Origin of the sequence: Planococcus maritimus (genome assembly GCF_001592825.1) — a bacterium.
Taxonomy (GTDB): domain Bacteria; phylum Bacillota; class Bacilli; order Bacillales_A; family Planococcaceae; genus Planococcus; species Planococcus maritimus_C.
In genome coordinates this window covers 1,238,511-1,263,664 of the sequence record NZ_LTZG01000001.1, presented here as the reverse complement: position 1 = coordinate 1,263,664, position 25,154 = coordinate 1,238,511, and the positions used below count along the sequence as shown (strand labels likewise).

Here is a 25,154-nt window from a genome sequence, read left to right as displayed (position 1 = left end):
GATGTAGAAAGAACAAACGTGAACAGGAGGAATAATGATGAAAAAGAATAAGAAGACCGAACCGATGCTTCCCAAGGAACTAGAAACAATTTCTTTTATTGAAGCATTAGATGATGGATATGTCCATGACTGCCGGATTGTTTCCGAGGAATTGGAGTCAGGAAAATGCCATTTTGACCGTGTATTGTTTGAAAATGTCCGATTTCTGGAAGGTGAATGGGAACGTAGCGAGTTTGCAGATGTGGTGTTCATCAATTGCGATCTATCCAATGTTGACATGAGCCGTGCGGTGTTCCACCGGGTTGCATTTGAAAATTGCCGATTGCTCGGCACGGATTTTACGGAAAGCACAATCCGTTATACGCGATTTACAGAATGCCGCCTCGATTATACGGTTTTCGGGTTTTCTCATATAAGTGATGCCAGCTTTGAAAAGAGTGTATTAAAACAAGCGGACTTTTATGAAGTGGATCTGAAGAATGCACAATTTCTGGATTGCGAAATAAATGAAGCCAATTTTACAGGAACAGCCTTAAAAGGAACCGATTTCAGTACAAGCCGGTTCGAGGAGCTGCAAGTGACGACGGAATTGCTGTCGGGGTGCAAAGTGTCTACAGATCAAGCCTTGCTATTTGCCCAAAAGTTGGGCTTGCTCATTGTAGAATAATTTTTTTGGGCTGTTTGTATGACTTTTGACCTTTTTGGTTTCCAATTAATATATGAAATAGATAGTGTTCACTAAATATTCATGCTATTTTAAAAAATTATCCAAAAAATGATTGCTCATTCACTTTAATTGCAGTATATTTAAAATAATTAGAAATTTATTAAGGAAAGCAGGAATCAACTATGAAGCAATTAAGCAAAAAAATAAAAGACTTAAGAGAAGCGAGAGGCCTTTCAGCCGAGCAGCTGGCAGATCAACTAGGCTTTGCGAAAAGCACCGTGTGGGCGTATGAAAGTGGAAAGAAACAAGTATCAGTTGTGCATCTGGAACGCCTCGCCGATTTCTTTGAGATTTCTGTAGATAGCTTGCTGAACCGGGATGATCGTACCGTCAATATAGATCTTCAAAATATGAATTTCTTAAGCGAATATACAGTGATGCTTGATGACCAGCCATTGAACGAAGCGGAACTCGCTGAGGCAGCTTCTTTTATCCAAGTTAAACGCCGCATGGGCAGCTATGGGCTGGTGACTTGATGACTGTATACTTAGAATCCTGATCCTGTTCTCCTATTCAAAAGGGGAACAGGATTTTTCATGTGCATTCGTATATGAAGAATTGTTTTTGACAGAATTATCTGTCAAAATAAAAAGATACTTAGAGAAATGGCGGTGAGGATTTGAGAAGATACATCATGTACGAAACATACCGGTTAGGCATTCTCATCGACCATTTGAAAACGGAAGACTTGATCAGCCAAATCGATGAATATATCGAAGAAACGCCCATTGACCAGATTCCCCATATTTTTTATGTCCTGTCACTGGCGAGCAACCGGCGAATTATGATTGAGTTGCTGACGGATTTAGCACAGGGGGTGGATGAGGAACTGCCGGCTTCGATTGTTGCTGGCCTGCTTTATAAAGATCGTGAACGCTATACAGTAGAAGAGTTATACAGGAAGATCGGGATGCTGGCGTCTTTATTATCGAATGAAGACGATATCATTGCTTCGAGTTTCCGGGAGCTGAAGATGTCTTATGATGATTTGCAAGCCGCTTATGGACGCCGCTTTAAACGAAAAAAAACAAGAGAGCGCATGCTCGCCCGGAGCGAAAAAGTATTGGAGGAGACGCTCGCCGAATACGCTAGTTTTGCGGAGGAAATGGAACGGAAAGAATGGTGGCTTAATTAAACCTGTTTATTCTGTTTGCTATGGGGAAGACAAATGATAGCAAGTTACAGAAACAGGAGGAGAAAACCATGAGCAAAACGATTTTCATTACAGGAGCCGGAAGCGGGCTCGGTAAAGGCACAGCACTGGGCTTAGCGGCAAAAGGGCATAAAGTGATCGCGCCAGTCGAAACAGCACCGCAAGTGACGTCTCTCCGTGAAGAGGCAGCGTCCGCTGGAGTTGAATTGACGACATTTAAGATGGATATTAAAAACCCACAGGATTTGGCGCAGATGCTTGAATACGATTTTGATATCTTCGTCGCGAATGCAGCCGTCAATGAAGGAGGCGCGCTCGGTGAAGTGCCGATGGCGAATTTCCGTGAATTGTTCGAAGTGAACGTTTTCCAGACGCTTGAAACGGCACAAATTGCGGCGCGAAAATTTGTCGAAAAAGGCCAAGGAAAAATTATCTTCCTATCTTCCATGGCAGGCATCATGTCGACGCCTTACGTCGGCCCATACACGGCTACAAAGCATGCCATTGAAGCGATTGCGAAAACGCTGCGCAAGGAAATGGCGGAGTTCGGCGTACAAGTGGCGACGATCAATCCGGGCGCATTTGCTACAGGATTTAATGACCGCAGCGCAGAAGCGAAGTGGAAGTGGTTTGATGAGAAAATCCACTTTACGCGTCCTGAAGACATGAAGGAAATGGAGAAAGGCCTGGAAGATCAATTCGACCCGCAGGACATGATTGATAAAATGGTAGAAATCATCCCGAAGGATTCGCATAAATTCCGCACGGCCTATCCGGAAGAAACTGAGAAGCAGATGAAAGAGGAAGAAGCGAAGCATTGGGAGCTGGAGATTTAAGCGGAAAGGAAGAGTGCCATGAAGCCGGATCGTTCGGTTTGGGAAATCATGGAGTTTGGAGCGGCGGATACCGGTGAAGCTTGCCGTTTGTTCGATGCGCTCGAACCAGTCGGCCCGCACGAATTGTTCGGTACGTGGAAAGGGCGCGAATTGCCGTCAGGACACCCGCTGGACGGATGGCTCGAAAAGTCGGGCTGGTACGGTAAAGCTTTCCACAGCGCCGAGCATGTCGATCCTTTGCTGTTCCACAACCCGTTTGGAAAGCCGTTCCCGCTGCATCCGTTTCCGCCCGGGCTCATCACTAATTTACTGGGCGGTGCGAGAGGTGCAGCACGGCTCCGACAGATGAAATGGCGCGGAAAAACCAGTGCAGTGATGGTTTATGATCAATTGCCGATCCAGGACCATTTCCGTAAAGTAAATGAAGATGTGCTATTGGGCATGATGGATTGCAAAGGCATGAAGCAGCCGTATTTCTTCCTGCTGGCCCGAGTATATGACTGAGATCATTTTCACCCGCACGATCCGAATGAAAAGGCCTTTTCAGCCACTCCAGGAAATAATCGATTTTCCAGAGTGGCTTTTCGTATGCCAAAAAAGAAATAGCCCTTCAAATATGGTAAGCTACCTTCATAGTAAAACAGTATGGGGAGTGTTCAAAGGTGTTGGAACAAGCAAGAAAACTACTGCAGTCGCATTTCGGGTATGATAGCTTCCGGACCGGCCAGGAGCAGGCCATCACACAAGTTTTCGATGGCCAAAATACGATTTGCGTCATGCCGACAGGCGGCGGGAAATCGATGTGCTATCAGATTCCTGCGCTTGCCATGGAAGGGACGACCATTGTCGTTTCTCCGCTGATCTCCCTGATGAAAGACCAAGTTGACTCTTTGCAGGCAGCCGGAATTCCAGCTGCTTCTATTAATAGTTCACTCGATGTCTATGAAGTCCGCGAAATTCTTCACGAAGTTCAGATGGGCATTATCAAATTATTGTATATCGCGCCAGAGCGCCTCGATTCAGAAATGTTCTTGGATGGCCTGCAAGGTGTCAAGGTTCCGCTCATCGCAGTCGATGAAGCGCATTGCATCTCGCAATGGGGGCATGATTTCCGGCCGAGCTACCGCTTGATCAGCCGCATGCTGGAAATTTTCCCGGGCAATCCGACGGTCTTGGCCTTAACAGCAACCGCAACGCCTCAAGTGCGGGAAGATATTTGCCGTATCTTGGATATCGAAGAACAAAATACCGTCATTACCGGTTTCGAACGGGCAAACTTGAGCTTCTCTGTCATTCAAGGGCAGGATCGTGAACGATTTATCCGTGATTACGTCCAGAAAAATGACAACGAAGCAGGCATCATTTACGCTGCAACGCGCAAGACGGTCGATTCCGTCTATGAAGCGCTCATCAAGCGCGGGGTCAAAGCGGCTAAATATCACGCCGGCATGCCGGACGATGAACGCCGCCTCGGGCAAGAGCGTTTTTTGAATGATGAAGTGACCGTGATGGTGGCGACCAATGCATTTGGAATGGGCATCGATAAATCCAATATCCGGTACGTGATTCATTACCAGTTGCCGAAGAACATGGAAAGCTATTACCAAGAAGCTGGTCGTGCAGGGCGTGACGGGTTGCCAAGTGAGTGCATCGTGCTTTATGCGTCGCAAGATGTCCAAACACAGCGCTTCTTGATCGACCAGGCGCAAGACCCCTCGCGCATTCCCGGCGAGTTGAAAAAACTTCAGGGAATGGTCGATTATTGCCATACGGAAAACTGCCTCCAGCAATTTATCGTCCATTATTTTGGCGATGGGAGTGCGGCTCCGTGCGGCCATTGTGGAAATTGTGTGGACGAGCGTGAAGGTCAGGACGTCACGGAAGATGTCCAAAAAGTGCTGTCATGTGTCATCCGTATGGGACAGAAATTCGGCAAGACGATGACGGCCCAGGTGTTGACTGGGTCGCGCAATAAGAAAGTGCTCGATTTTCGTTTTGATCAACTGTCGACTTACGGGGTGTTGAAGCATATGAATTCGAAGGAAGTGTCAAACCTGATCGAATTTATGATTTCACAGGAACTGTTAGCTGTTGAGCAAGGCAGTTTCCCCACTATTTTCGTGCCGGATGGAGGGCGTGATGTCCTGCTTGGAAAACGCCGTGTCATGAGAAAAGGCGCCGTCATCACGAAGCGCATCGCTACGAATGATCCCTTGTTCGAGGAATTGCGGACGATCCGCAAGAAATTGGCAGACGAAGCGGGAGTTCCGCCATTCGTTATCTTCTCGGATAAAAGTTTGCAAGACATGGTGGCGCGCCGGCCAAAAGATGAAGATGCCTTTTTGGAAGTCAGCGGCGTTGGTGCAAATAAGTTGGAAAAATACGGGGAATACTTTCTTGAAGCGATTCGAATGTATGAAACAGTGAATAATTCGTAGCGATTTAGTTGCCTAGACAGATCCATTGGCCTTAAAAATGCGCACATAAAAATGGATAAATCAAGAAAACTTTAGTGATATAAGAAAAGAGCGTGGGAAACGAGTCGTTTTCCATGCTCTTTTCTTATGGGATGATGTTTCTTGCAAAAGAATTTGAAAGAAAAAGCAGCGTGAAAAAATAGGCGAATCTTTTATTGATTTGTCTATTAATTGGGAAAAAATCCACCTTGGACTAGTCCGTAAAAAAATACTGTATCAATATACACAAATTGCGAATAAAGAAGAATCCTTATAAGCCGTTATTTGAAAGCGTTTTCACTTAAATCCCTTGCGTTTTCAATGAATCTTCATGCGCTTGCTAAATTTTTCACAAAATGCAATTGTATATATATTCAGTTATATGATATACTATCATAATATTATGACAAATTAGCGCGTAAAAGGAGGCGGTTCAATTGAGTAAGAAAGAGTATCCGATCGCACAAGGACTGTATCACCCTGACCAGGAACATGAAGCTTGCGGTATTGGGATGATCGCTAATATAGATGGCAGAAAATCGCATAGTATTGTACAGAATGCGGTGAACATTCTCTGTAACTTAGAGCACCGCGGCGGCCAATCATCTGATACGAGCACGGGAGACGGCGCTGGTATCTTGACGCAAATTCCCCACCGTTTTTTCCTGAAGCAATGTGAAAAAGAAGGCATCGCCCTTCCGGATGAAGGAAAATATGGAATCGGCATGATTTTCATGCCTCAAGATTACGATCTTCGCATGAAAGCGAAAGAAATCATTCAGCGCATCGTCGAAGAAGAAGGCCAAGAATCGCTCGGCTGGCGCCCGGTGCCTGTAAATGATTCTTTTGTGGGTAACGTAGCGGCGAAAACCAAGCCGGTCATCCGCCAAATCTTCATCGGCGCATCAGCAGAACTTGAGACGCGCATGGATCTAGAGCGCCGCTTGTACATTATCCGTAAACGAATTGAGCAGGAAATGGGCGGTTTGGAAGAATTTAAAGACGTCTATTTCAGCAGCTTGTCAGCCGGAACAATTGTCTATAAAGGCATGCTTATCCCGGAACAACTAGATTCGTTTTATATCGACCTCAACCATCCCGAATTCAAATCGGCTTTGGCACTCGTCCACTCACGGTTCAGTACAAATACCTTCCCGAGCTGGCAGCGTTCCCATCCGAACCGCTACTCCATCCATAACGGCGAATTCAACACACTTCGCGGCAACGTCAATTGGATGAGAGCCCGCCAGCTCGCTTGCAACTCTCCTTATTTCAATGACCAGGACCTGCAAAAAGTCTTGCCGGTCATCGATGAGACAGGCAGTGATTCGTCGATGTTCGACAATTGCTTTGAGTTCCTTCACCTATCCGGCCGTTCGCTTGCGCATACGGCGATGATGATGGTGCCGGAGCCATGGGTCAACGATACATCAATCGATAAGAAAAAACGTGATTTCTACGAATACCACAGCACGCTTATGGAGCCGTGGGACGGCCCAGCAGCGCTCGTCTTTACAGATGGCCGTCAGATCGCCGCTTGTCTTGACCGCAACGGCTTGCGCCCAGCGCGCTACTACATCACGAAAAGTGGCATGATCGTTCTGGGCTCAGAAGTCGGAGCGCTCGATATCTTTTCGGATGACATCATCTACAAAGACCGCCTGCGCCCAGGGAAGATGCTTTTGGTCGACCTTGAAGCCGGCAAGATCATTCCGGATGATGAAATCAAAACACAGATTGCATCCGAACTTCCGTATAAAGATTGGGTCGAAAACAATTTATTCGATTTAGAGGATTTACCGGAACCGAAAGAAGTAGTGCATCCAAGCAGTGAAGGCTTACTCAAGCAGCAGCTGGCATTTGGCTATACACAAGAAGAAGTCCAGAAAATTATCAAACCGCTGGCATCCGATGGAAAAGACCCGGTCGGTTCAATGGGCTATGATTCACCGCTTGCAGTATTGTCGAAAAAACCACAGCTTTTGTATAACTATTTCAAGCAATTATTTGCACAAGTCACCAATCCTCCAATTGACGCCATTCGTGAGCAAATCATCACGGCAGCCCGTACGACGATTGGGGCAGAAGGCAATCTAGTAGACCCGAAACCGGAAAGTGCTCGCCATATCCGGCTAGAAACACCGGTCTTATTGAACGGTGAGCTTGAAAGGTTGCGCCAGCAGAATTTGCCAGAATTCAAAGCGGTCACTTTGCCGATTTTATTTGACGTAGATGGAGGCGCAGGGGCAATGGAAGCGCGCTTAGAAGCAGTATTTGCAGAAGCGGACGAAGCTATCGAAAAAGGCGCGACGCTTGTCATCTTGTCCGACCGTGGCGTCGACAGCACACATGCGGCGATCCCCGCATTGCTTGCCGTATCAGGATTGCATCACCATTTAATCCGCCAAGGCACACGCACGCGCATGAGCATTTTGCTGGAGTCCGCAGAGCCGCGCGAAGTGCATCATTTCGCTATGTTGATTGGGTACGGTGCAGAAGGAATCAATCCGTACCTGGCGTTCGAATCAATCGAAGAGCTGGTGGCGAAAGACGATATCCATGGCATGAATGTTGAACAAGCTGAAGCGAGTTATGTTCAAGCTGTAACAGATGGAATTATCAAGATCTTGTCTAAAATGGGGATCTCGACCATTCAAAGTTACCGCGGTGCACAAATTTTCGAAGCAATCGGCATTCATATGGACGTCATCGATAAATACTTTACGCGTACATCTTCACGTCTCGGTGGCATCGGGCTCGATATCATCGCTAAAGAAGTCCTGCTTCGCCATGCTTCCGCTTATCCGGAGCGCGAGGGGGCAAACCCGGCACTTGAGTCAGGCGATGAGTACCAATACCGTGAGAACGGCGAAGACCATCAATACAACCCGATGACGATCCACACGCTTCAACAGGCGTGCCGAACGAATAATTTCGATACCTTCCGTAAGTATTCAAAGCTATTAACGGATGAAAAAGCCAATCTCCAATCCTTGCGCGGCTTGCTGAAATTCAAAGAGCGCACGCCGATTCCGATTGAAGAAGTCGAAACGGTCGAAGAAATTTGCGCACGCTTTAAAACCGGTGCGATGTCCTACGGGTCGATCAGTAAAGAAGCCCATGAAGCACTGGCAATCGCGATGAATAAAATTGGCGGACGCAGCAATTCTGGAGAAGGTGGAGAGGAAGTTTCTCGCTTTATCCCGGATGATAACGGCGACAGCCGTCGAAGCGCCATCAAGCAAGTAGCATCTGGACGCTTTGGTGTCACGAGCCATTATTTGGTCAATGCTGACGAAATCCAGATCAAAGTGGCACAAGGGGCAAAACCTGGTGAGGGCGGTCATTTGCCAGGCAAGAAAGTGTATCCGTGGATTGCGGAAGTACGTGGTTCGACAACTGGAGTTGAATTGATCTCACCGCCTCCTCATCACGATATCTATTCGATTGAAGATTTAGCAGAGCTGATTTTCAACTTGAAAAACGCCAATCCGCATGCGCGCATCAGCGTGAAATTGGTATCGGCAGTTGGTGTCGGCACGATCGCAGCAGGTGTTGCGAAAGGCCGTGCAGATCTCGTCTTGATCAGCGGCTACGATGGCGGCACAGGTGCTGCACCGAAAACGAGCTTGAAGCATACGGGCTTGCCGTGGGAAATCGGACTTGCTGAAACGCATCAGACATTGCTATTGAACGGCCTGCGCGACCGCATCGTCGTCGAAACAGACGGCAAAATGATGACCGGGCGCGACGTTGTTACTGCGGCGCTTCTTGGAGCAGAAGAATACGGCTTCTCGACAGCACCGCTCGTCGTCCTTGGATGCGTCATGATGCGCGTCTGTCATTTGGATACATGCCCAGTGGGGATTGCGACACAAAACCCGGAACTGCGCAAAAAATATACAGGCGAAGCAGACCATGTTGCGAACTTCATGCGCTTTATCGCCATGGAAGCACGCGAATTGATGGCGGAGCTCGGATTCCGCACCATCAATGAAATGATCGGCCGAACCGATGTACTGGAAACCAATAAAGCTATCAAGCATTGGAAAGCGGAAGGTTTGGATTTGACGCAGCTTCTTTATCAACCGGATTTGCCGGAAAAAGTTGGCCGCTACGCGACGATCAAGCAAGATCATGGCTTGAAGCATACGCTAGACGTGCAGGAGCTCTTGCCTCGCTGCCGCAATGCCATTGAAACAGGGGAGCCTGTTGAAGTATCAACAGCGATCCGCAATATCCACCGCGCGACCGGAACGATCATCGGCAGTGCCATTTCCCGTAAATACGGGGCGGAAGGCTTGCCGGAAGACACGATTACGTTCAACTTCCAAGGTTCAGCTGGGCAAAGCTTCGGTGCATTCATCCCGAAAGGCATGACTTTGAAACTGATCGGCGATTCCAACGACTTTGTCGGAAAAGGACTGTCAGGCGGTAAGATCATTGTGAAGCCGGCGGTGGATTCGACATTCCTTCCCGAGAAGAACATCATCATCGGCAACGTATCGTTCTATGGCGCTTCAGCAGGGGAAGCTTATATCCACGGCATGGCAGGTGAGCGTTTCGCGGTCCGTAATTCAGGCGCGAAAATCGTCGTCGAAGGTGTCGGCGATCACGGTTGTGAATACATGACTGGCGGCCGCGTCGTCATTCTTGGAGATACCGGTAAAAACTTTGCAGCGGGCATGTCTGGCGGTGTCGCCTATGTTCTAGATGAAGAAGAGACATTCAGCGAACGCTGCAACCCTGAAATGGTGCATATGCAGCCGCTCGCAGATCCGGTTGAAATAGCGGAATTGAAAGAAATGATCGAAAATCATGTTCGTTATACAGGCAGCTTGAATGGCAAACGTGTATTGACACATTGGGAGATTTTGTCTGCTAAATTCGTCCGCGTCATTCCAAAAGCATATTTGAAGATCAACGAGCGCATCAGCAAGCTGCAAGACAGCGGCATGGCGAAATTTGATGCTGAAATGGCTGCATTTGAAGAAAGCAAAATGGCGAATGCCGGCAAGTAATAATGTAAAGAGCGACAAAAGCTTGGCAAATACGCGAACTGGAGGGAAACGATGGGGAAGATAACCGGATTTATGGAATATGACCGTCAGACTGTAAAAGAACGCGACCCGGCACAGCGAACGCATGATTGGAAAGACTATACGATTCCGCTGTCTGAACAAGAAGTACAAAAGCAAGGGGCGCGCTGCATGGATTGCGGCGTCCCGACTTGCCAGACTGGCATGGATCTCGACAATGGCACGACCGGATGCCCGGTTAATCACTTGATCCCTGAATGGAATGATCTCGTTTACCGTGGCCAATGGAAAGAAGCGCTTCACCGCGAGCATTTAAAGAATAATTTCCCGGAATTCACCGGTGTCGCTTGTCCAGCACCGTGTGAAGGGGCATGCGTGCTTGGCATCAACGAACCTTCTGTTGCCATTCGTACGGTCGAGAGATCCATCATCGAACGCGGATTTGCGGAAGGCTGGGTCGTTCCAGAGCCGCCAAAACAGCGTACCGGTAAAAAAGTAGCTGTTGTGGGTTCAGGTCCAGCAGGTCTTGCAGCAGCAGCGCAATTGAATAAAGCAGGCCATACCGTGACAGTCTTTGAAAAAAGCGATCGGGTTGGCGGATTGTTGACCTACGGTATTCCAGAGATGAAATTGCCGTACGATATGGTCATGCGCCGCGTCAAAATCCTTGAACAGGAAGGCATCACGTTTGTGACGAATGTCGAAGTCGGCAAAAACTACCCTGCAACGGAATTGCGCGATAATTTCGATTCGGTCATTATGGCGACCGGGGCGACGGTCCACCGCAATATCGACGTCGAAGGGCGTGACTTAAAAGGCGTTCATTTCGCCATGGATTTCCTGCACGCCAGCACGAAGAGTTTGCTCGATTCCGATCTGGAAGACGGCAATTATATTTCAGCCAAAGGCAAAGACGTTATCGTTATTGGCGGCGGCGATACAGGAACCGACTGTCTCGCAACCTCTGTCCGCCATGGCTGCAAGAGCCTCGTGCAATTTGATGTCTATGACCAGAAAGGCGCAATCCGCGACGAAAAGGGCAATCCTTGGCCGCAATATCCAAAAGTGCACCGCGTAGAATACGGCCACAAAGAAGCAGCGGCTACATTCGGCGACGACCCGCGTGCCTACGCAGTCATGACGAAGAAGTTTATCGGTGATGAAAATGGCCATGTGAAAGAAGTTCATACCGTCAACGTCAAACTGAAAATCGATGAGCAAGGAAACCGCATCCGTGAAGAAATCCCAGGAACGGAAAAAGTGTGGAAAGCAGATCTGATCTTGATCGCTATCGGCTTCAGTGGACCTGAACAAATGCTAATCGACCAGTTGAATGTGGAAACGCACGCCAATTCACGCGTCAAAGCGGAATACGGCGATTACCGCACAAACGTCGAAGGCATCTTCGCAGCTGGCGATATGCGCAGAGGCCAGAGCTTGATCGTTTGGGCGATCAACGAAGGCCGTGAAGCAGCGAGGGAGTGCGACCGCTATTTGATGGGCGCGACCGTGTTGCCATAATAGAGAACTACGAACTGTCCAAAGTTTCTTTGGGCAGTTTTTCGGTGTTCAGAAAAGGCTTTAAACACGAATGGTGGCAAGTTAATAATCGGTGAAAAAATGATTATTTCCAAAATCCCAATGTGACGAATTGGATATAAAATAAAATTATTGTTTTTTCTGAATAGAAAATTAAATTATTAATGTAAATTATTTCAGAAGAGATTGTGCGGAAGTCCTAGTTTGTATATACTAAGGATGCTGATGTAATCCGTAGTCGCAGATGTCATATCGACTAGGTTTCTGATGTATTTTTTATAAAACATTTTAGGGGGAGTTCAAATGTTCAAGAAAAGTATCATTATGTCCATGTTAATGTTCTTGATGGTTTTATCCATGAGCACAGGCGTTTTTGCGGATGATTTGACAGTAGTAGAAGAAATGCCGTATTACGAAGTGGAAGCAGGCATGAGTGAAGAAGTTCAAGCTGCAATTGCAGACATCAACCAAGTGAACGCTCAAATCGAGGCAGAAATCACAGCTGCACAAGCGGCTGCTGCGACGCTTTACGCTAACTACCAAAGCAATTTGGCAGCTGAGGAAAATGCTGCTGCGAAAGCGCAATTGACAGCACAGTATGAAACTGAAATTACAAGCTTAATTTCACAGTTGCAGTTAACAGCACAGCAAATCACACTAGCGGGCATTGAACGCTCGAATGCAGCAGGTATCCAATCAGAAATCGTCTTCGTCGATACATTGTTTGGCGATCGAAACGCCAAAATCGATCCAATTATTGTTGTAGGCTGGTAAGCATATTGTAGATATTTGCGATAAATAGTAGAATGGGGGTAGAGATAATCTACTCTCATTTTTTTATGGGGAAGGAAGTGAACATGTGAAGGGCTTGGACATTTTAAAAGGAAAACATCTGGAAACAATAGAAAATGGATCAACAACGCTTTCCCTATTAGCGACAGGGAGTGGTTTGGAATTGATGAAGCAATCAATCCAAAAAGACAAAACTTTTATCCTGATTCCAAGTGAAGCTGCGGAAGCGCAAGAGTTTTACTACATCGTCGATGGAGCCATACAAACGGATATTGATGAGCGTCCCGTTCGGTTGGAAGCAGATGATTTCTTTTCGTGCAAAGACCTCGAAAGCCCAGTTTCCTTCACTGTAGTTGAAACAGTTACTTTATTATCGGTCTCTACTATGCCGGTTTTTCACTATGTTAGTGAAATGATCGGAGAACTGCGGAAGATCGGCCAAAAAGTAGAAGAGAAAGACCGCTATACATACAATCATAGTTCGAGAGTAGCCAATTATGCGGTCAAGACGGCGGCTAAAATGAAACTTTCCAGAGAACGGATGGAATCGTTATTCCTTGCCTCTATGCTCCACGATATCGGCAAAATCAATGTACCTGAAGAAGTTCTGAAAAAGCCGTCGAAACTGACGGATGAAGAGTTTGCACTTATTAAAAAACATCCTGGAGACGGGGCAGATATGATCCGGGACACCCCTTACAAAGACATCGCCGACATCGTTGAGCAGCATCATGAGCGAGTGAATGGTCGGGGATATCCATTTGGCTTGTCGGGAGATGAAATCCTTGTCGAAGCCAAAATTATCGGAGTCTGTGACACTTTTGATGCGATGACGGAAGATCGCGCCTATCGTTCTGCCTTTACGGCCGAGTATGCGATGGATGAGCTCGAGCGGTTGATCGGTATTCAATACGAGGAAGAAGTTGTGAAAGCATTCAAGAAAATGTTGATTGAAGAAGGCAAATTAATAGAGATAGTATAAAGGGTGCTCTTTACCAAGAGTGGCCTTTTTTGTTGGAGATAAAAAGGATGTTTAGAAATGGGCCATTCCGTCTATACTTACTACACTAAGTTCTATCAAATGAAGGAGGAGATTGTTACATGGCAAGAAAATCAGGTGGATTTTTCAGCAAGCTCGTATTGCTTGGCGTAGGAGCGGCGATCGGGGCGGCAATGACACAGAAAAAGTCGGAAACTGGGAGCACCCAGCACGCGCGCAGTTCTTCGATGAGCACAGCCGATATTAAAGAAAACATCAAGAAAAACTTAGACCGCTTCAATGAACAATCGGGCGGGATGGTCGATAAAGTCAAGCCACACATCAATAAAGCAGTGGATACGGTCAAGACGACCATTGAAAAACAGCAGCAAATGATGGACAAGGAAAAAGATGCGCTCGATCAAGCGAATCAGACTGTTCAAGAGGAAGTCGGTGACACTAAACGCTCGAGTCCCCAAGCTGGCCAATCAGCTTCTTCGGATAGCAAGGCTGCTTCTTCAGCGAGTCATTCTTCTCCGGATTCTGACAGACCAAGCGGCGGTGCGTTTGGCGGCAGCACAAACTATGCCGAATCACTGAAAAAGCATCCGGAAAAAGAGTCAAGTTCTGACAAAAATTCAAATGATAAAACATAATAAAAATAACTTCGGTTATAATAGAACAAAGAACAGCTATGCCGAGCATGGGCATGGCTTTTTCTTTCCCTCCAGTAGACAGAAAATTCACATCTTTTAAAATGCATCGGAATTTACTGGCGGCATTCTAAAAGAGGGGGTTCGGCCACGTGTTTAAAGACTATCAAACCAGTCCTTTTTTTGATGAAATGTTCACGCCTGATGGAAAACCGAAAGCCCATTACGAAATGTTCCATGAAGTGATCAAGCGATTTTCGAATGATGAACTAAAGGAAAAACATGAGACGGCCCAATTGTCGTTTCTTCGCCAAGGCATCACGTTCACGGTCTACCATAACAATGTCGGCACCGAGCGGACGATGCCGTTCGACTTTGTCCCCATCATCATTCCTCCAGAAGAATGGGAGGTCGTCGAAAAAGGAATGACTCAGCGAGCGGAAGCTTTAAACCGCTTTTTAGATGATGTCTATCACGAGCAAAAAATTATTGAAGCAGGCATTGTGCCGAAGCATTTGGTTGAGGACAATCCCTATTATTACAAAAAGCAGATGCAAGACGTTACGATTCCGCTTAACAACCATATCTTTCTGGCAGGGATCGATTTGATTCGTGATGAGAATGGAAAATACCATGTCCTCGAAGACAATTTGCGCAATCCGTCTGGTTTATCGTATGTATATCAGAACCGTTACGTCATGAGACAAGTGTACCCGGAGTTTTTCGTCAACCATTCGGTGAGGACGCTGGAGCATCAGATGAGCTTTTTGCACGATGCCATTTTAGATCATGCCCCAACAGGAAGAAAGGAAAAACCGTTTGCCGTGCTGTTAACGCCAGGCATGTACAACTCAGCTTATTACGATCACGTTTTCCTGGCACAGCAAATGGGCATGGATCTTGTGGAAGGACGCGACCTCGTCGTCCGGAATAACATCGTTTATATGAAATCGATTCGCGGATTAAAGCGCGTCGATATCATCTATCGCCGCATCGATGACGACTTCCTGGATCCGGAAGCGTTTCGTGAAGACTCCGCACTTGGGGTGCGGGGCGTCATGGAAGCCTATCAAAAGGGCAATGTCGCCATTTTGAACTCTGTCGGTAATGGCGTTGCAGATGATAAGGCAATTTATGCCTATGTTCCGGACATGATCCGCTATTATTTGAAAGAAGAACCAATCATCGATAATGTCAAAACATATTTGCTTGATAAACCCGAAGATCGGGAATGGGTACTTGAACATCTTGAAGAGCTCGTCGTCAAAAACGTCGGGGCTTCGGGAGGTTATGATATGCTTGTCGGTCCCCATGCTTCTAAGGAGCTAATCGAAAAATTCAGGGAGAAAATTATCGAAACACCTCATCAATACATTGCACAACCGACGATCAAGCTATCGCGTGCGCCCGCTTACCAAGGAGACAAATTCTATCCGTGCCACGTAGACCTTAGGGTATTCGTCATGAGAGGCGAAACGACACATGTGCTGCCTGGTGGATTGTCCCGTGTCGCGCTGAAAGAAGGTTCGCTTGTTGTCAATTCTTCACAAGGCGGCGGCGGAAAAGACACATGGGTGTTCAAAAAGAAAGAAGAAGGGGGGGATGCGTAAATGTTGAGCCGTGTTGCAAATTCACTGTATTGGATGTCACGGAACGTGGAGCGGGCGGAGAACAATGCGCGCATCCTCGATGTGCAATTGCTGCAGATGATCGAAGCAGCCGATGAAGAACTCGTGCGAGACTCAGATTGGCGATTGATTTTTGAGATCTGCGATTCAACGGAAACGATGCGCCGCATCAAAGCCAACCCGGGCTATGAAGAATCGGAATTGGTTCAGTATTTGGCGATGGCGCAAGAGAATGCCAATTCTGTCGCAAGTTGTGCGATGGTCGTCCGTGAAAATGCCCGCATCAGCCGAGACCACATCCCTGATGATTATTGGGAAACATGGAACCGCTCGTACTTAGCTCTCACCGACATGGATTTAAAAAACAGTTCGGTCCGTGACATGAGGTCATTTTTGGAAAATATCAAAACGACTACGTTGATTTCCCAGGGGATTGTTGAGTCTTCAATGTCCCGCGGCGTGGCGTATCAAATGATCAAAATTGCCAAATGGCTCGAACGGGCGGAAAAGACTGCACGTATCTTGAATGTCGTCTGTGAACGTACGCGCGAGCGTATCAGGAAAGAGAAAACAGATGATTATTATTTTTGGCTGGCTGCACTTAGAATGACCAACGGCTATAATGCCTACCTGAAAAGCAACCCGCCACGCATGGAACCGAAGAACGTATTGGCTTTCTTGATTTCGGACAAAAATTTCCCGAGATCGATTCGTTACTGTCTCGACCATGTCCGTGATGCCGTTGAAGAACTAGAAGGCGGCAAAGTGTCTCATTACTCGTGGGAGTTATATGCCAAACTCGATGAAGTCCGGACTTCGTTTAGCGAAACCGATATCGGATCACTTGATTCGGATGAATTGATGCAGTTTTTAAATGATTTCCAGGACGGCTGTAACGAAATCAGCCGCATTTTCTCCAGCACTTATTATTTGACCGATCCCGAAGCGGAAACGGCAATGGCGTTCCAGTCCCAAGGGATGGATATGAAAGGAATAACTTCTATGAAATACAAAATCGAGCACACCAATATTTTTGATTACGAAACCATTGTCGACCAAAGTATGAATACGATCCGGTTGAAACCGAGAACAGATGAATGCCAGCGCCTGCTATCCTACCGTGCGGATATTACACCGGCTACCTTGACGAAAGAGCACGTGGATATTTTCGGCAATAACGTCGAGACCTTTTTTATCGCCGAACACCATCAGCATCTGGAAGTGAAATCAACGTCTATTGTCAGTATTCAAAAGAGCCCGTTCATCCATCGTATCGACTATTCACCAGAGATGAACATCATCTTCCATTCCCAATTATTCGCCGAACATTATATGGCATTTTTAAGCAATACCGCTTATACGTATATCACGCCTGAACAAATGGAATTGGTCGACCGAGAACTTGGGACCATGAACAACCCTGTCCAATACGCAATCGATGTAACCGAATACGTATTTGAACATTTCACTTACGACGGGGAATCGACTACCGTGACGACCAAAGCAAGCGAATCGTTCGATTTGAAAAAAGGGGTTTGTCAGGATATTACACACGTCATGCTCGGGATTTTGCGCAGTAAGAACATTCCCGCGCGTTACGTTAGTGGCTATCTGTACGTTGGCGAAGATTCCGCGCTTGTAGGCGACGCAGCAAGCCATGCATGGGTGGAATTCATGGTGCCTGGTATCGGCTGGGTCGGGCTGGATCCAACCAATAATGTTGAAGCGCTAGAAAACCATATCCGCGTTGGCGTCGGCCGCGATTACAACGATGTCAGCCCGGTGCAAGGCGTCTATAGAGGCGGCAGCCAGTCGCTCGATGTGAAAGTGTCGGTTAGCTTGCTCGATCAATAATGCCAATAATCGCTCAACTGCAAAACTTCCCGATCCGTGCCATAATGAAAGGATAAGACAGATGAACGGAGAAGGAGAACTTATGAACACGAAACAATTCAAAGATTACGGTATCAGTGAACCGATTGTAAAAGCGCTGGCAGGATTGGGCTATCAAGAACCAACCGAAGTCCAACAGCAAGTCATCCCTGCGGCTCTTGAAAAACAAGATTTGACCGTCAAATCGCAAACTGGCAGCGGCAAGACCGCGGCATTCGGTATTCCACTGTGCGAACTGGTCGATTGGGAAGAAAATAAGCCGCAGGCACTTGTCTTGACTCCGACGCGCGAACTTGCCGATCAGGTGAAAGAAGACATCACCCATATCGGCCGTTTCAAGCGCATCAAAGCTGCCGCTATTTATGGCAAGCATCCTTTTGCGTATCAAAAGGAAGAATTGAAGCAAAAATGCCATATCGTCGTCGGGACGCCAGGGCGTGTGCTCGACCATATCGAAAAAGGCACGTTGAAGCTCGATAAAATTGAGTACCTGGTGCTCGATGAAGCCGATGAAATGCTCAATATGGGTTTTATCGAACAAGTAGAATCGATCATCAAGCAGCTTCCAAAACAACGGACGACCATGCTATTTTCAGCGACATTCCCAGGCCATCTGGAGAAACTGCAGCGTGATTTCATGCGCTCTCCCCGCTATATTGGGATTCAGGCCGCTGATACTTTAGAAGAACGCATCGAACATTCACTTGTGATCGTCAAGGAACAGGATAAATTCCAATTGCTGCGTGACGTCACCGTTGTGGAAAATCCAGATAGCTGCATCATTTTCTGCCGTACGAAAGATCAGGTCGACGCTGTATCGGAAGGGCTTGAGCGCCTGTTCTATACGAGTGACCAATTGCACGGCGGCATGACCCAGGAAGACCGTTTCGGCGTCATGGATGATTTTCGCCGCGGTGAGTTCCGCTATTTAGTTGCGACAGATGTTGCGGCGCGCGGTATCGACATCGATGGCATCACCCATGTCATCAATTATGATTTCCCGCTCGAGAAGGAAAGCTACGTCCATCGCGCAGGGCGCACAGGACGCGCTGGCAAGAGCGGTAAGGCGATTTCATTCGTCACGCCGTTCGAAGACAAATTCTTGAAGGAAACAGAAGACTATTTAGGGTTTGAGATTACGCGTGTCGAACGGCCATCGAGAGAGCAAGTAGCTTTGGCAAAACCGGCATTCGAAGATAAAATCGAGAGCCGACAGAAACCGAAAAAACACAAAGCGGCGGCACTCAACCAAGACATCATGAAGCTGTATTTCAATGGAGGCAAAAAGAAAAAACTCCGCGCCGTTGACTTTGTCGGGACGCTGACCAGCATACCGGGCATCACGGCGGAAGATATCGGCATCATCAAAATCCAGGATACAGTCACGTATATCGATATCTTGAATGGCAAAGGACTGCACGTCCTGAAGGCGATGAAAGACAAAACTATCAAAGGCAAAACCTTGAAAGTGCATAAAGCGAAAAAATAACAAGAGGCCCAATCCTGAGGTTCATTACTCGGGATTGGGCCTTTTTTCTATGCCCATGTCCGTCTTTTTTTTATAGAGAAGTTCTTTTGTCACGAAATAAATCGAAATTGTAATCAAAAATGCCTAAGTCTGTCACATGATTGTAACCTTGCCATGCTATTTTATTTTTACCAGAAAGCTTTCAGACGATTTACGCAAGGCGCAATTATCCGATACGCGAAGGGGATAGGAACTTGAAAAAATTATTGGCGGCTTTAGGAATGGCATTGCTCTTATTGATTGGCACTTCAGTTACGACTTCTGCAGCATCAAATGTATATACAGTTAAAAGCGGCGATACGCTTTATAAAATTTCCCAACAAACGAAAGTTTCCGTCAATAACTTAAAGTCATGGAATGGGTTGAAATCGAACTTGATTTTCCCAAAACAGCAATTGAAGTTGAAAAAAACAACAGCTCAAACCATCTCTAAGCCATCAACTTCATCTTCAAGCAAGGATCAAGTCGTGAAAGAATTCACGGTTTCGTCCACAGCGTATACAGCGTATTGCAAAGGATGCTCAGGTATTACAAGAACCGGCATCAACCTTAAGAAGAACCCAGGAGCTAAAGTCATCGCAGTCGACCCGAAAGTCATCCCGCTCGGTACGAAAGTATGGGTGGAAGGATACGGCTATGCAGTCGCTGGTGATACGGGCGGCGCAATCAAAGGCAATAAAATTGACGTCTTCATCCCAACACAAAGCCAAGCACTTAAATGGGGACGCAAAAACGTGAAAATTAAAATCCTAAAATAAATAAAACCCGGCAGCTGAATCTGCCGGGTTTTTTCTATGGCGTTTTTCACAGGGGGTGCTTCTGAAAAAGTCTATACTATAAATCAGCACATGTCCTAAGCAAATAGCCGACAGCATAAACACCACAAGACAAGTCAACACCACCTAAGAAGCGATTCCCCCACTAGCCGGCAACTAAGTAAAAAAGTAGATCTACTTAAACACACAGGGATCAACGAAATCACTCAGCCGGCGAGCGCAAAAGGGTGAGCCGACGCCGTAAGACAGGTGTTCTTTCTGGCTTACGGCAAGAGGCCAACCCAAAGCCGGCCGGCGACTTTCAAGCAGAAGCCCGAACCCGGCAGTCAGAACATCACTACAAGTGTGCAAGTTAGCTTTGCCGCCTGTCTACGCATCCCCCAAGAAGCGATTCCCCCACTAGCCGGCAACTAAGTAAAAAAGTAGATTTACTTAAACACACAGGGATCAACGAAATCTCTTAGCCGGCAAGCGCAAAAGGGTAAGCCGACGCCGTAAGACAGGCGTTCTTCCTGGCTTACGGCAAGAGGCCAACCCAAAGCCGGCCGGCGATTCTCAAGCAGAAGCGCAATCCAGCAACCGAAACAAATCCACAAGCAAACTTCGCGATCCACCAACAATTCTTCCGGGAAGCGATTTCCCCACTAGCCGGCAACTAAGTAAAAAAGCAGATCTACTTAAACACACAGGGATCAACGAAATCACTCAGCCGGCGAGCGCAAAAGGGTGAGCCGACGCCGTGAGACAGGCGCTCTTCCTGGCTTACGGCAAGAGGCCAACCCAAAGCCGGCCGCCGATTCTCAAGCAGAAGCGCAATCCAGCAACCGAAAAAAATCCACAAGCAAACTTCGCGATCCACCAACAATTCTTCCGGGAAGCGATTCCCCCACTAGCCGGCAACTAAGTAAAAAAGCAGATCTACTTAAACACACAGTGATCAACGAAATCACTCAGCCGGCGAGCGCAAAAGGGTGAGCCGACGCCGTAAGACAGGTGTTCTTCCTGGCTTATGGCAAGAGGCCAACCCAAAGCCGGCCGGCGAATAACTAAAAGAAGCTTCATCACTAAGCTCCGAAAAAGTTCCACAAACAAACTCTCGCTATCTTCACATATGCCGGATTCTAGGAAGGGATTCTCCCCTTAGCTATCCGATAACCATATACTGAAATTTGCATCAGCCGCATCACAATATCGCCACTACCATAATATTTATTCGCCATAAATCAAGAATATAAAAACAAGTACCTGATAGAGGTTAAATAATTAGTCTTTTAGGGAAGAGATGTATATACTGTTTGTATAGATATTGTATAACTTTTAACAAGCGAAACGGGGGCTTACGCAATGGCAAAACGAATGATCATTATAGGAGCGGGCCCAGGCGGCTTGGCAGCAGGAATGCTTTTAGCCAGCAAAGGGTACCAAGTCGACATTTACGAAAAAAATGACCGCATCGGCGGACGCAATGCTGCATTAACCTTAGGCGATTTCACATTTGATACAGGCCCAACGTTTTTGAGCATGCTTCATTTGGTAGAGGAATTGTTTGAAACGACTGGACGCAATGTCCATGATTATATGGAAGCGGTCGAACTAGACCCGATGTATGAATTGCGCTTTGAAGACCAGAACTTGGTGATGACGCGCAACCCGGAAGAAATGCGTAAACAAATTGATGCAAACTTCAAAGGCGACGGGGACGGCTATGTGCGTTTTATGAACGACACCGGTAAGAAGCTTGAAGCCATGTCTCCTTTGTTGCAAACAAAAATGGACCGCATGACAGACTTGATGCAGCCAAAAGTGATTAAAGCACTTCCGGAACTTGAAGTAGGCAAAACTCTCTACGATGTGCTATCCCGTTACTTTAAAGACGAACGTTTGAAAATGGCATTTGCGTTCCAATCAAAATACTTAGGGATGTCGCCTTGGGAATGCCCAGGAGCTTTCACAATCCTGTCTTATATGGAACATGCATACGGCATTTATCATCCGATTGGCGGCGTCAACCAATTGTCTGCGGCAATGGCCAAGGCGGTCAAGGAAATGGGTGGCCGCATCCATCTCAATAAAGGCGTTCAGAAACTGTGGATTGAGGACCGGACAGTAAAAGGGGTCGATCTATACGATGGCAGCCGCGAAGCAGCAGATGAAGTGGTAATCAATGGCGATTTTGCCCATGTGATGACTCATTTAGTAGAGCCTGGTATCTTGAAAAAATACACTCCTCAAAAGCTCGATAAGAAAAAATATTCCTGTTCGACCTTCATGCTTTATTTAGGGCTCGACAAGAAATACGATTTATCGCATCACACCATCGTTTTTTCCAAAGACTATAAGCGGAACGTCGAAGAAATGACCAAGTCGCGCATCTTGTCGGCAGATCCTTCGATTTACATCCAAAACGCCAGCGTGACGGATCCAACCTTGGCACCAGAAGGCAAGTCGGCACTTTATATACTGGCGCCAGTACCGAATAATTTCAGCGATATCGGCTGGGAAAACGAGCAGGAAGCATTCCGTGAATTGGTTTTGGATATCATCGAAGAAAAAACCGATTTCAAAGATTTGCGCGACCATATCGAAGTCGAGAAGATGCTGACACCATTCGGTTGGGAATCGGATTACTCCGTGTACCGCGGCGCGACCTTCAATTTGGGACATCAGTTATCGCAAATGATGGTTTTCCGTCCGCACAATAAATTCGAAGAGCTCGACAATTGTTGGCTAGTCGGCGGGGGAACGCATCCTGGCAGCGGTTTGCCGACCATTTTGGAATCAGCCCGCATCACAGCTAACGGTATTTTGAAAGAAGATGGCAAATCCGGAATTCCGATTGGCCCGCTTCCGAAAGTGGAGGGGTATGTATGAAAATAGCGATGATCGGAGGCGGCATCGGCGGTTTAATGGGCGCGCTTTATTTAACAAAGCTCGGCTATGAGGTCACGATTTATGAAAAAGAGCACAAGCTTGGCGGCAGGATGGCCTTTGTGGAACGGGACGGCTTCCGAATTGATGAAGGCCCGACGATCGTATTATTGCCTGAAATGTTCCGTGATTTATTTGCGCAGGCAGGAATCGACCCCGAAAGCATCGAATTGTTATTATGCGACCCACTTTACACGATTCGTTTTACAGACGGCAAAGTGTATACGAAATATCCTGGGCGCGAGCGTCAATTACAAGAAGTTGAAGAACAGTTCCCGGACGATAAAGAAGGGTTTATCCGTTTTATGGACGAAGGGCAAAAGCGATTCGATATCGGCAAGCCGGCTTTTCTGGAACACGATTTTGTCCGTAAAGCGGATTTTTGGACCTTCCGCAATATCCGCAATTTGATGAAGTTGAAACCCCAGCAATCTGTCCATCGCTTGATGGAAAATTATTTCAGGGACGAACGGCTGCAGCTGGCCTATTCCCTTCAGGCCTTGTATATCGGTGGAGATCCTTATCGCGCGCCAGCAATGTATTCACTCGTGCCATTCAGCGAGCATGAGCATGGCGTCTATTATGTGAAAGGTGGCTACGCAAGCATCATTCCAGTCATGGAAGGTGAATTGCGCAGCCGCGGTACCGATATCCGGCTGGAAACGCCAGTCCAGCGTATCGTAAAAGAAAATGGCCGTGCGACAGCGGTCGAAACGGCACAAGGTACAGAAGAATACGATGCCATTGTCTACAACGGCGATTTCCCTGGAATGAATCAATTGGCGCCGACTAAAAAACAGAAAGAATACACGCCTTCATCTGGCTGTGTGCTGTTGTACTTTGGTTTGGACAAGGTGTACAAAGACGTCAATGTTCACCAATTCTTTATCGGTGATGATTATAAAGAACATATGGAAGATGTATTTGTCAGAGAACAGAAAACAGAAAACCCCGCATTCTACACATTCCATCCTTCTGTTATTGACGATTCTTTAGCTCCTGAAGGCAAATCAGTTTTGTACGTACTGGTGCCGGTCCCTTCAGGTACAGAAATTGACTGGGAGCAAGATGAAGAATGGATCGGGCGCATTTTGGACCGGATGGAGACATTGTCGTTTCCAAATCTCCGGAAATCGATCGAATGGATGGATGTACGTACGCCAAAAGAGGCAGAAGCATTTGGCTTGTTCAAGGGCGGCAGCTTTGGAATTGGCCCGACCTTGCGGCAATCCGGCGTCTTCCGTCCTCAGGTCAAACCGGATGACACCGATAATTTGTATGCAGTGGGAGCTTCTGTCCACCCGGGCGGCGGCATACCAATCGTTATGCAAGGAGCGAAATTGTTGGCCGACAGAATCCACGGCGATTTGAAAGAAGGGGGCGGTTCATGATGGAATTGAAGCAAGCCTATAGCTATTGCGAACGCATTATCGCCGACAATTCAAAGAGCTTTTACAAAGCATTTTCCCTATTGCCTAAAGAGAAACGCAAAGCCGTATGGGCGGTCTATGCCTTCTGCCGGAAAGTCGACGATATTGTTGACGAGGGCAGCCATCCAGAGCCTGAACTGAGGACATTCCGTAAAGAGTTCGATGAATTTCTTGCAGGGTCCATTAAATGGGACGATCCGATGTGGCTGGCGCTTGAAGATGTCTTTGAAAGCTACGATATGGACGCGAGCGCTTTTTATGGATTGATCAAAGGACAGGAAATGGATTTAACAATCAATCGTTACCGGACGCTCGATGAGTTGCTGGATTACAGCTATCACGTGGCAAGTACGGTCGGCTTGATGCTGTTGCCGATACTCGCTCCGGGGCGTACTGCGCTATTAAAAGACGGTGCAATTTCGCTGGGCTATGCCATGCAAATCACCAATATTCTGCGGGATATCGGGGAAGATTTGTCGAGAGGCCGCATTTATTTGCCACAGGAGATCATGCGGAAGTATGGCTTGGCGGAGGAAGCGCTTGGCAGCGGTACGGTTTCTGAATCATTCATTCAAGTATGGGAAGAATTGGCGAGCATCGCCGAGTCCCATTACGAGCGCGCATTCGAAACGATCAACGACTATCCTTTGTCGTCCCGTGTGCCGGTTAAAGGGGCTGCACTCGTTTACCGAGAAATCCTATCGACGATCCGCTCAAAAGAATATACGGTATTTCATGAAAAGCATTATGTCACGGACGATTCCAAACAATCCATCTTGCAATGCTTATAATTAAAA

General features: G+C 47.1%; 18 protein-coding genes. All 18 read left to right on the top strand.

The features are described 5' to 3' along the window. Positions 1-37 precede the first annotated feature (37 nt). The 18 genes from AY633_RS06190 to AY633_RS06105 all read left to right on the top strand — a co-directional run bounded on the left by AY633_RS06190 (position 38) and on the right by AY633_RS06105 (position 25,148). Positions 38-667 (top strand): pentapeptide repeat-containing protein, encoded by a 630-nt coding sequence (locus tag AY633_RS06190; protein WP_068487462.1) that lies wholly within the window; start codon positions 38-40, stop codon positions 665-667. Between the two features lie 182 nt (positions 668-849). Then, complete coding sequence (locus tag AY633_RS06185) at positions 850-1,203, top strand: helix-turn-helix domain-containing protein (RefSeq protein ID WP_068487460.1); 354 nt, start codon at positions 850-852, stop codon at positions 1,201-1,203. A 143-nt stretch (positions 1,204-1,346) separates the two neighbouring features. Further along, a complete protein-coding gene (locus tag AY633_RS06180; RefSeq protein WP_186008752.1) occupies positions 1,347-1,862 on the top strand; it encodes a hypothetical protein in 516 nt (171 codons plus the stop codon). Positions 1,863-1,930: 68 nt separating this feature from the next. Then, positions 1,931-2,716, top strand: a complete 786-nt coding sequence (locus tag AY633_RS06175; protein ID WP_068487456.1) for an SDR family oxidoreductase — start codon at positions 1,931-1,933, stop codon at positions 2,714-2,716. 18 nt (positions 2,717-2,734) lie between these two features. Then, complete coding sequence (locus AY633_RS06170; RefSeq protein WP_068487453.1) at positions 2,735-3,220, top strand: DUF4334 domain-containing protein; 486 nt, start codon at positions 2,735-2,737, stop codon at positions 3,218-3,220. Between the two features lie 158 nt (positions 3,221-3,378). Continuing rightward, positions 3,379-5,154: a DNA helicase RecQ gene (gene recQ / locus AY633_RS06165; RefSeq protein ID WP_068487451.1), complete on the top strand. Its 1,776-nt coding sequence runs from the start codon at positions 3,379-3,381 to the stop codon at positions 5,152-5,154. A gap of 455 nt (positions 5,155-5,609) precedes the next feature. Next, a complete protein-coding gene (gltB, locus tag AY633_RS06160; protein WP_068487449.1) occupies positions 5,610-10,193 on the top strand; it encodes a glutamate synthase large subunit in 4,584 nt (1,527 codons plus the stop codon). A gap of 51 nt (positions 10,194-10,244) precedes the next feature. Beyond that, positions 10,245-11,732 carry a glutamate synthase subunit beta gene (locus AY633_RS06155; RefSeq protein ID WP_068487448.1) on the top strand — a complete coding sequence of 496 codons (1,488 nt, stop codon included), beginning with the start codon at positions 10,245-10,247 and terminating at the stop codon, positions 11,730-11,732. A 321-nt stretch (positions 11,733-12,053) separates the two neighbouring features. Then, positions 12,054-12,524, top strand: a complete 471-nt coding sequence (locus AY633_RS06150) for a hypothetical protein (protein WP_068487444.1) — start codon at positions 12,054-12,056, stop codon at positions 12,522-12,524. Between the two features lie 85 nt (positions 12,525-12,609). Next, positions 12,610-13,524, top strand: coding sequence for an HD-GYP domain-containing protein (locus tag AY633_RS06145; protein WP_068487442.1), 915 nt, complete (start codon positions 12,610-12,612; stop codon positions 13,522-13,524). Positions 13,525-13,643: 119 nt separating this feature from the next. After that, entirely contained in the window at positions 13,644-14,177 is a 534-nt protein-coding gene (locus AY633_RS06140; RefSeq protein ID WP_068487440.1) for a hypothetical protein, read from the top strand. A 149-nt stretch (positions 14,178-14,326) separates the two neighbouring features. Next, positions 14,327-15,784 (top strand): circularly permuted type 2 ATP-grasp protein, encoded by a 1,458-nt coding sequence (locus tag AY633_RS06135; RefSeq protein ID WP_145915653.1) that lies wholly within the window; start codon positions 14,327-14,329, stop codon positions 15,782-15,784. Next, on the top strand, positions 15,785-17,656 hold the full coding sequence (locus tag AY633_RS06130) for an alpha-E domain-containing protein (RefSeq protein ID WP_068487438.1): 1,872 nt from the start codon (positions 15,785-15,787) through the stop codon (positions 17,654-17,656). Positions 17,657-17,738: 82 nt separating this feature from the next. Continuing rightward, the gene (locus tag AY633_RS06125) at positions 17,739-19,184 is read left to right on the top strand and encodes a DEAD/DEAH box helicase (protein ID WP_068487436.1); all 1,446 of its coding nucleotides are present in this window, start codon (positions 17,739-17,741) and stop codon (positions 19,182-19,184) included. 233 nt (positions 19,185-19,417) lie between these two features. After that, positions 19,418-19,981, top strand: a complete 564-nt coding sequence (locus AY633_RS06120) for a 3D domain-containing protein (RefSeq protein ID WP_068487435.1) — start codon at positions 19,418-19,420, stop codon at positions 19,979-19,981. 1,362 nt (positions 19,982-21,343) lie between these two features. Beyond that, positions 21,344-22,870, top strand: a complete 1,527-nt coding sequence (locus AY633_RS06115) for a phytoene desaturase family protein (protein ID WP_068487434.1) — start codon at positions 21,344-21,346, stop codon at positions 22,868-22,870. Further along, positions 22,867-24,318, top strand: a complete 1,452-nt coding sequence (locus tag AY633_RS06110) for a phytoene desaturase family protein (RefSeq protein ID WP_068487432.1) — start codon at positions 22,867-22,869, stop codon at positions 24,316-24,318. The genes AY633_RS06115 and AY633_RS06110 overlap by 4 nt, the downstream gene beginning before the upstream one ends. Then, positions 24,318-25,148 carry a phytoene/squalene synthase family protein gene (locus tag AY633_RS06105; protein ID WP_068487885.1) on the top strand — a complete coding sequence of 277 codons (831 nt, stop codon included), beginning with the start codon at positions 24,318-24,320 and terminating at the stop codon, positions 25,146-25,148. The genes AY633_RS06110 and AY633_RS06105 overlap by 1 nt, the downstream gene beginning before the upstream one ends. The last annotated feature ends 6 nt before the right edge of the window (positions 25,149-25,154 follow it).